Origin of the sequence: Methylibium sp. (genome assembly GCF_013817365.1) — a bacterium.
Lineage (GTDB): Bacteria > Pseudomonadota > Gammaproteobacteria > Burkholderiales > Burkholderiaceae_C > Methylibium.
The window spans coordinates 1-8,516 of the sequence record NZ_JACDCU010000150.1 but is presented as its reverse complement, the minus strand read 5'-3'; the positions used below and the strand labels follow the sequence as shown (position 1 = coordinate 8,516).

At 68.8% G+C, this 8,516-nt stretch carries 5 protein-coding genes and 1 pseudogene; 4 read left to right on the top strand and 2 right to left on the bottom strand.

All coding sequences use genetic code 11. The annotated features are described in order from the left end of the window. The 3 genes and pseudogenes from H0W38_RS10795 to H0W38_RS10785 all read left to right on the top strand — a co-directional run. Positions 1-211, top strand: a pseudogene (locus H0W38_RS10795) (MBL fold metallo-hydrolase); the annotation flags it as partial. An 84-nt stretch (positions 212-295) separates the two neighbouring features. Then, entirely contained in the window at positions 296-1,777 is a 1,482-nt protein-coding gene (locus tag H0W38_RS10790; protein ID WP_292453763.1) for a radical SAM protein, read from the top strand. Beyond that, a complete protein-coding gene (locus H0W38_RS10785; RefSeq protein WP_292453761.1) occupies positions 1,774-3,036 on the top strand; it encodes a glycosyltransferase in 1,263 nt (420 codons plus the stop codon). Before H0W38_RS10790 ends, H0W38_RS10785 begins: the two co-directional genes overlap by 4 nt. A 145-nt stretch (positions 3,037-3,181) precedes the next feature. Here H0W38_RS10785 and H0W38_RS10780 read toward each other — a convergent pair whose 3' ends face one another. Then, positions 3,182-5,326, bottom strand: coding sequence for an ATP-dependent helicase (locus H0W38_RS10780; protein ID WP_292453759.1), 2,145 nt, complete (start codon positions 5,324-5,326; stop codon positions 3,182-3,184). Between the two features lie 140 nt (positions 5,327-5,466). On the opposite strand from H0W38_RS10780, the gene H0W38_RS10775 reads away from it, so the two are divergent. Further along, positions 5,467-6,432, top strand: coding sequence for an AEC family transporter (locus H0W38_RS10775; RefSeq protein ID WP_292453757.1), 966 nt, complete (start codon positions 5,467-5,469; stop codon positions 6,430-6,432). A 209-nt stretch (positions 6,433-6,641) separates the two neighbouring features. Here the strand turns inward: H0W38_RS10775 and priA are convergent. Continuing rightward, a partial coding sequence (gene priA / locus H0W38_RS10770) for a primosomal protein N' (protein WP_292453755.1) occupies positions 6,642-8,516 on the bottom strand: 1,875 nt, incomplete at its 5' end.

Below are 8,516 nucleotides of genomic sequence, written 5' to 3'. Positions count from 1 at the left end.
GCTGGTGAAGTACCACCTCATGGAAGAGCGGGAGCAGCCGCTGGAAGAAGTGCTGCGGTGGGCGCAAGAGGCGTCGCTGTTCGTGGCGATCTGGCGGCGCGTGGGTACGGAACTGGCCCGCTCGCCGGGGGAATGGGCCGCACGGCTGGTGGACGAGTTGGCGGGCAGCGGAGCGCTGCGCATGAAAGCGGGGGTGGTCCGCGACGCTTGAGGCCGGCAGAGGCAGTCGCGATCTTGCGAATATGCTCTGCTCCGAATCATGACCGAAGCATCTCACCCGTCGAGCCAACGCAGCGTGCTGCTCGTCGACCTCAACAACTTCGCACGCTATCCGACGCTGCCCATCGGCTACCTTGCCGCAGTCCTGCGCCGGGCGAACTATGCGGTCACCGTATTCGCCCCTCTCATGGTGGGCGTGCAGGGCGTCACGCGCGAGCCGCGCCCGCACCGGTTCAGTCTGTTTGCCGCAAAGCTGAACTACCGGGTCGCCACTTCCAGCCGTGACTGGGTGCGCAGGTGGCGGGATCGAGCCGCCTCGAAGCGGCTCTCTGGCATCAGTTCCCACGAGGCGCAAGTGCTGGCGGCGGTGAAGGCAGAGATCGCCGCTGCCAAGCCCCAAGCCGTGCTGATTTCCACCTATCTCATGTACCGCGACACCTGCGCGCAGATCTGTCTGGCGTGCAAGGAGATGGGCATCCCGGTGATCATTGGCGGGCCGTACTTCGCTCAACCCGATGTGATCGAGGCGTGGATTCGCCTGCCGGGGCTCTCAGCGCTTGTCGCCGGAGAGGTGGAACTGCGATTGCCGCTCATCCTTGAGACGCTGCTCGCGAAGAACGACCCGAGCGTGCATGCAGGCGTAATGACCGCCGACACGCATGGCCGCCCGAGGGGTGGCCTCGCGCCGCCGCTGCAGGGGCTGGACTCGGTGCCCTATCCTGACTACAGCGATTTCCCGTGGTCTGCGTATCCGAACCGGATTGTGCCGGTCATCACCGGCCGTGGATGCGGCTGGGGCGTGTGCACGTTCTGCAGCGATGTCACGAGCACGGCAGGCCGCACCTATCGCAGCCGCAGCCCGCAAAACGTTCTGTCGGAACTCTCCGAGCACCACCAGCGCTTCGGGGTCTCTCGCTTCGTGTTCACCGACCTCAAACTCAACAGCAACATCGAGATGTGGCGCTCGATCATCGGCGGCATGCAGGACACCGTCGCCGGTAGTCGCTGGATCGCCGCGGTGCATGCGGGCACCGAAGCGGACAACGGCTTGTCGGAGTCGAGTCTGCGCGCAGCGGCGAAGTCCGGTTGTGTGCGGCTCACCACGGGTCTCGAAACGGGCAGCCAGCGCATGGCCGACTCGATGAAGAAAGGAACGCGGCTGGAAACGATCAGCGCGTTTCTTCATGGCACCGCGCAGGCCGGGATCTCGGCACGCTGCACGATGATCCTCGGGCACCCTGGCGAAACGGCCGATGACGTGGAGGCAAGCGTCGAGTTCCTTGCCCGCCATCGTCGCGTCATCGAGCGCGTGTCGCTCAACCGGCTTCATCTGGTGACCGGCACGACATTGCATCGCGCCGTGAAGCAAAAGCCGGAGAAGTTCAAGGGATTCGCCATCGTCCACGAGAACGCGGGCATGGCGCATGTCGAACACCGCCACGACATCGTCCACACCGCCTCTCACAGAAGGGCAGCGATGCGGCTTCTGACCGAGGTGCACCGCATCAACTCGCGCGAGCTCTCGGCAAAGGCCCGCGAGTTCGAAGGCGTGATGTGACGCCCAATGGCGCGCCAGCCACCGTCCGCGCCGTTGCGTACCTGATCAACGTTTATCCCTCGCCGAGCCACTCTTTCATTCGCAGGGAAATCGCCGCACTCGAATCGGCCGGATGGCGGGTGCATCGCTTCTCGCACCGGCGCAGCAAGCTGCTCGAGCTCGATCCTGCCGATGCCGCCGAGCAGCGAATGACGCAGGTTCTGCTCGAGTCGAATTGGCAGCAGGTACTGGCTTCGGTGGCCATCGCCCTTGCAAGCCGCCCAGTAGCCGCGTATAGGGCTTTCCTGCAGGCCATGCGGATGGCCAGAAACGGCGACGGCCGATTCGTAACGCACGCCGGCTACTTCGTGCTCGCGTGTCTGCTCTGTCGAAGCCTGCAAGCGGTGGGCTGCCGGCACATCCATGCTCATTTCGGCACCAATCCCGCAGCGGTCGCTTTGCTTGCGAGCCGACTTTGCAAGGTGAGCTACAGCCTGACCTTTCATGGCCCGCACGAGTTCGTCGTCCCGGAGCGGCTCAACCTGCGCGACAAGATCGCCGGCGCATCGTTCGTTGCAGTGGTCTCCTCGAGCGGCCAGCGTGCCGTCGAACAGCGTTACCCGGCGTGGGCGGCCAAGGCGAAGCTCGTGCGCTGCGGGCTCGATGCCGCCTGGCTCGACGAAGCGCCCACGCGGGTTCCGCAGGCGCCCCGTCTCTTGTGCGTGGCTCGCCTCGATCCGCAGAAGAACCCGCTGCTGCTCATCGCCGCGGCAAAGCAGCTCGAAGAGCGCGGTGTCCGCTTCCAACTGACCCTCATCGGGGATGGAAGCCTGCGCGCGCAAGCCGACCGGCGCGTCGCGGAACTCGGGCTCTCGGCGCACGTGCAGCTTTTCGGATGGGCAACGCAGCAGCAGGTGCGCCAGCACTTGCGCGAATCGCGGGCACTTGTTCTGGCCAGCGACGACGAGGGCTTGCCCGTGGCCATCATGGAAGCGTTCGCAGCGGGCAGGCCGGCCATCGCCACCGACGTGGGCGGTGTGCGTGAACTGGTCGAAACCGGCGTCACAGGCTGGCTGGTTTCGCCGCGCGATGCGCACGCACTGGCCAACGCGATGGAGCAAAGTCTCCTCGCGCCTGCCCACGGCCTGCAGCAGCTTGCCGACAACGCTCGGCGCAAGGTTCAGAGCTTCGACATCCGCGTATCGGCCAAAGCGCTGGGCATCGGCTTCGAAGCGGCTCTGGGTGCCTTCGATGCGAAGCGGCCTCCAGGTCATCAGTAAGCAATCCGCCCCCGACGATGTTGTTGTAGGCATGGGCGAAGCCGGTTGCCGAACCCGGTGCGTTGGTGCAGCCGCCGTTGCTGCAGCGGTTTTATTCGCCGTAGTCCTTGAAGTCCTTGTCCAGCAGGTTCTAAATCACGCTGTTCTACTTCTCCGCCGTCGTCGCCAGAGCCTGCGCCGCACGAGCCGCCAGCTCGTCGCGCTGCGCCTTGAGCCGTTCGCGCGGGCTCAAACCGGGCGCGCGCTCTTCCTCTAGCTTCATCTCGGTGATGAAGCGGCTGGGCGCACCGGCCACCGTCTCGCGGCCGCGCTTGCGGCGCTTGAGCCAGGACACGGCCAGCGTGCTGCGCGCACGGGTAATGCCCACGTACATCAGCCGGCGCTCTTCTTCCAGCCGCTGCGCCAGCGCCTCCACGCTCAAGGACTCGTCCTCCAGCTTGAACGGCAGCAGGCCCTCGTTCACGCCCACCAGCAGCACGTGCGGCCACTCCAGTCCCTTGGCGGCGTGCAGGGTGGACAAGGTCAGCACGTTGCGCTCGTCGCCGCGCTCGGCCAAGCTGATGATCACGGCGATGCTTTGCGCCACCTCGAGCACGCTCTTGCGTTCCGTCTCGAAGGTGCCCGCCTCCTGCGTGGTCTCGCCGCCGCAGCGCTTGGCGATCCAGTCGACGAAGTCGAGCACGTTGCCCCAGCGCGCCGCGGCGAGCTTGGCACTGTCTTCACCGTCGTGCAGGTGCTGCTCGTAGCCGATGTCCTTGAGCCAGCCGAGCAGCAGCGCCTTGGCATCCTCGCCACCGACGGTCTGGCGCGCCCGGTATTCCAGGTCGTTCACGCAGCGGCCGAACTCATGCAGCGAGCCGACCGCCTTGGCGGAGAGCGCCGTGCCGAGCGACTCGGCGAACAGGGCCTCGTACAGGCTGGTCTTCCACTGGCCGGCGAAGCTGCCCAGGCTGGCCAGCGTCTGATGGCCGATGCCGCGCTTGGGCGTGGTCACCGCGCGCAGGAAGGCCGGGTCGTCGTCCTGGTTGACCAGCAGGCGCAGCCAGGCGCAAAGGTCCTTGATCTCCGCGCGGTCGAAGTAGCTCTGCCCACCCGAGACCTTGTAGGGGATCTGCGCTGCACGCAGCTTCTGCTCGAACACGCGGGACTGGTGGTTGGCGCGGTAGAGGATGGCGAAATCCTTCCACTCGATGCCCTGGCCGCCGCCGGAGCCGTCCGTCGGCACCGGCGCACCGGAGCCGAGCAGCGCGCCGCCTTGCGCACGCAGGGCCTGGATGCGCGAGACCGCACGCTCGGCCTCGTGCTCCTCGCTGTCGCCCTCGACCACGCACACCGGCTCGCCGTCGCCGTGCTCGCTCCACAGCTTCTTCTCGAAGATCTTCGGGTTGGCGGCGATCACCTTGTTGGCGGCGCGCAGGATGTTGCCCGTAGAGCGGTAGTTCTGCTCCAGCGCGATCACCTGGAGCTTCGGGTAGTCGAGCGGCAGGCGCTTCAAGTTGTCGATCGTCGCGCCGCGCCAGCCGTAGATGCTCTGGTCGTCGTCGCCGACGGCCGTGAACATGGCGGTGCGTTCGCTGCCGTCGCCGACCAGCAGGCGCAGCAGTTCGTATTGCTGCGCATTGGTGTCCTGGTATTCGTCGACCAGCACGTGGCCCAGGCTCGCCTGCCACTTGGCGCGAACCGCCTCGTCGCGCTGGAGCATGGCCACCGGCAGGCCGATGAGGTCGTCGAAGTCGACCGCCTGGTAGGCCGCCAGGCGCTCCTGGTAGCGCTGCATCACGCGCGCGGCGATGCGCTCGTCGTCATTGGTCGCCTGCGCTTCGGCCTGTTCGGGCGTGAGGCCCTGGTTCTTCCACAGGCTGATGGTCCACTGCCAGCGCCGCGCCTGCGCGGCGTCGCTGCTGCCGCCGGCGTCCCGCAGCAGGCCGGCCACGTCGTCGCTGTCGAGGATGGAGAACTGCGGCTTCAGGCCGATCGCCGCGCCGTCCTCGCGCAGCAGCCGCACGCCCAGTGCGTGAAAGGTGCTGATGATCAGCCCCTTGCTCGCCTTGGCGCCGACGAGGCCCTTGATGCGTTCGCGCATCTCCGCCGCAGCCTTGTTGGTGAAGGTGATGGCGGCGATCTGCCGCGCCTCGAGGCCGGCGCCGGGGCCGGGCTGCAGCAGGCGGGCGATCTTGTGCGTGATGACCCGCGTCTTGCCGGAGCCGGCGCCGGCCAGCACGAGGCAGGGACCGCTCAGGTGATGCACCGCCTGCAATTGCGCAGGGTTGAGCGAGGGGGGAGGCGACAAGGAAACGGGACCAAGGCAGCGAAAGGGGAGCGCGATCATAGCGATGCGCTGCTGCGCGACTCCTCTCCCACGAGCGGGGTTGGGCTGACCCAGAGAGAGGGCGCGATGCGATCGCAAGCGCCTGACATACTGCCCGCCCGATGCCTGCCATCCTCGCCGTCACGGTCCCTTTCTTCGGTCTGGTCCTGTGCGGCTACCTCGCCGCCCGGCTGCGCCTGATGCCCGAGGCGACGATTCCGGGCCTCAACGCCTTCGTGCTGTTCTTCGCGCTGCCCTGCATGCTGTTTCGCTTCGGCGCCAGCACGCCGGTGGACAAGCTGCTCAACCCGGCGATGCTGGCGGTGTGGAGCATCGCGGCGCTGGCCATCGTCGCCTTCACCCTTCGGGTCACCCGCGGCCCGCGCGTGAACCTGAAGGACGCCGCCTTCGGCGCGCTGGTCGCCGCATTCCCGAACACCGGCTTCATGGGCATGCCGCTGATGACCGCGCTGCTCGGCGCCGCCGCCGCCGGGCCGATGATGGTCACCCTGCTGATCGACATGTTCATCACCAGCTCGGTCTGCCTGGCCCTGGCGCAGATGCACGACAACGCGCACCTGCCGCTCGGCCGGCGCCTGCGCAACGCCCTGCGCGGCCCGATCGGCAACCCGCAGCCCTGGGCAATCGCGCTCGGCGCGCTGTTTTCCGCCTATGGCCTGGGCCTGCCGGGGCCGATCGACCGCATCGTCGAACTGCTGGCCGGCGCCGCAACGCCGGTGGCCCTGTTCACCATCGGCGCCGTGCTATGGCGCGCCGGTCAGCACGCCCACTCGCGCACCCCGCCGGCGTTGTTCGTGCCGGTCGCGCTGATCAAGCTGGCGGTGCACCCGGCGCTGGTGTTTGGGCTGGGCAGCGCGGCCATCGCGCTCGGCGCGCCGCTGTCGCGCTTCGAGCTGATGGTGCTGACACTGGCCGCGGCCTTGCCTTCGGCCAGCAACGTCTCGCTGCTGGCCGAGCGCTTCTCGGCCGACAACGGGCGGGTCGCGCGGATCATCATGACTTCGACCGTGCTGGCTTTCCTGAGCTTCTCGGGTCTGGCCGGCGTGTTTGGAGCCAAGCCGGGCTGAGTGCTGCGGCCCGATACCCGCTGGCGTGGGCGCGGATGCGCGACGACGCCACCGAGGGCAGCGTCTGCATGAGATTTCTCGTGCCGGTCAAGGCCTCGCACAAACGGAGGCCGTGCGGCCCCTCACCCGGCCTCTTCCCGGACGGGAGAGGAGAAATTCAGGTTCCGCCCCGGAGAAATTCAGGTTCTGGCCCTGCCGAGCGGCGCAATTCAGATCGCCAGCGGGTCCACATCGACCGCCCATCGAAGCACGCCCTTTTGCTCCGGCCGCCGGGCCTGCAGGAGCGCACCCCATGCAGCGAGGAAACGTTGCAGCGCCGGCCGCGAGGCCGACTCGACCAGCATCTGCGCACGCTCCACATCGGCCACCCGCTGCACCGCCAGCGGCACCGGCGGATAGAGCGCGACCTGTGCCGCTTCGGGTAGGCCGGCCGACGCGTCGCCCACCGCCTGCAGCCAGGCCTGCGCCACCGCCTGGCTGCGGGCGTCGGCGCGCAGGATCGCCAGATGGGCATACGGAGGCAACCCTGCCGACAGGCGCTCGGCAAGCTGCTGGCGCGCAAACGTCTCGTAGTCGTGCGCACGCAGCGCCGCGTAGAGCGGATGCTGCGGATGCCAGGTCTGCACCCACATCTCGGCCCGCGCGGCCTGTTCGGCGTCGCGGCCGGCCCGGCCGGTGGCCTGCAGCAGCAGCGCGAACAGGCGCTCGGGGCCGCGGAAGTCGCTGCTGAACAGGGCCGCGTCGGGGTTGACCGCCGCCACCAGCGTGATGCGCCGGAAATCGTGCCCCTTGGCGATCATCTGCGTGCCGACCAGCACGTCGATCTCGCCAGCATGCACGCGCGCCAGCTCGGCTTCCAGTGCGCCGCTGCGCCGCGTCGTGTCGGCGTCAATGCGGCCCAGGCGCGCGCCGGGGAGCAGGGCGGCGAGCTGTTCCTCCAGCCGCTCGGTGCCGCGGCCGACCGGCTGGATGTCGGCATTGCCGCACTCCGGGCAGGCGCGCGGCACGCGTTCGCTGAAGCCGCAGTGGTGGCAGCGCAGCGTGCGGTCGCGCTTGTGGAACACGCGCCAAGCGCTGCAGTGGGCGCAGGCGCTTTTCCAGGCGCAGTCCAGGCAGTGCAGCACCGGCGCATAGCCGCGGCGGTTGAGGAACACAAGGCTCTGCTCGCCACGCGCCAGCCGCTCCTGCAGCGCGGCCAGCAGCGGCGGGGCGATCGGCGTATCGCGCACCGTTTCGCGCGGCAGCCGGCCCATGTCGACCAAACGCACGGCCGGCAGCGCGCCGCCGCCGATGCGCGAGGCCAGCGTCAGGCGGCGGTAGCGGCCCGGCCCGCCCTCGGCCGGGGTCAGGGCGTTGTGCCAGCTTTCCAGCGAGGGGGTGGCCGAGCCCAGCAGCACCGGCACGCGCTCGATGCGCCCGCGCACCACCGCGAGGTCGCGCGCCGAATAGCGCGCGCCTTCCTGCTGCTTGTAGGACGGGTCGTGCTCCTCGTCGACCACGATCAGGCCCAGCCGTGGCAGCGGGGCGAACACCGCCATGCGCGTGCCCAGCACCAGGTCGGCCTCGCCGAGCAGCGCCATCAGCCAGTGCTTCAGGCGCCGGGCCGGCGTCAGGCCGCTGTGCAACGAGACAACGCGCCGACCGGGAAAGCGCTCGATGAAACGCGCTTCGAGCTGCGGCGTGAGATTGATTTCCGGCACCAGCACCAGCGCCTGGCGGCCGGCGTCGAGCGCGCGGCGCGCTTCGCGCAGATAGATCTCGGTCTTTCCGCTGCCGGTGGCGCCGTGCAGCAGGGTCACGCCGGGCGCATCGGCCGGCACCGGGGCGGCCAGCGCAGCGAGGGCGGCGGACTGCTCGGTACTGGGCACGGGGCCGAGCGCGTCAGGCAAGCGGGTTGGCGCAGGCGGCTCGGTTGGGCACCTCGAGCCGCCTGCGCTCCGTGCGCCCGTTGCTTGCGGCGACTTCGCCGAGAGCTGCGCCCGCAGCCGGTTGATTCGCCGCCCCAACGCCGCTGCATCCAGTCCGCGCAGTTCGGGCGGCAGCACCGCCAACGCCAGTTCGCCCGGGCTGCGCTGGTAGTAGGC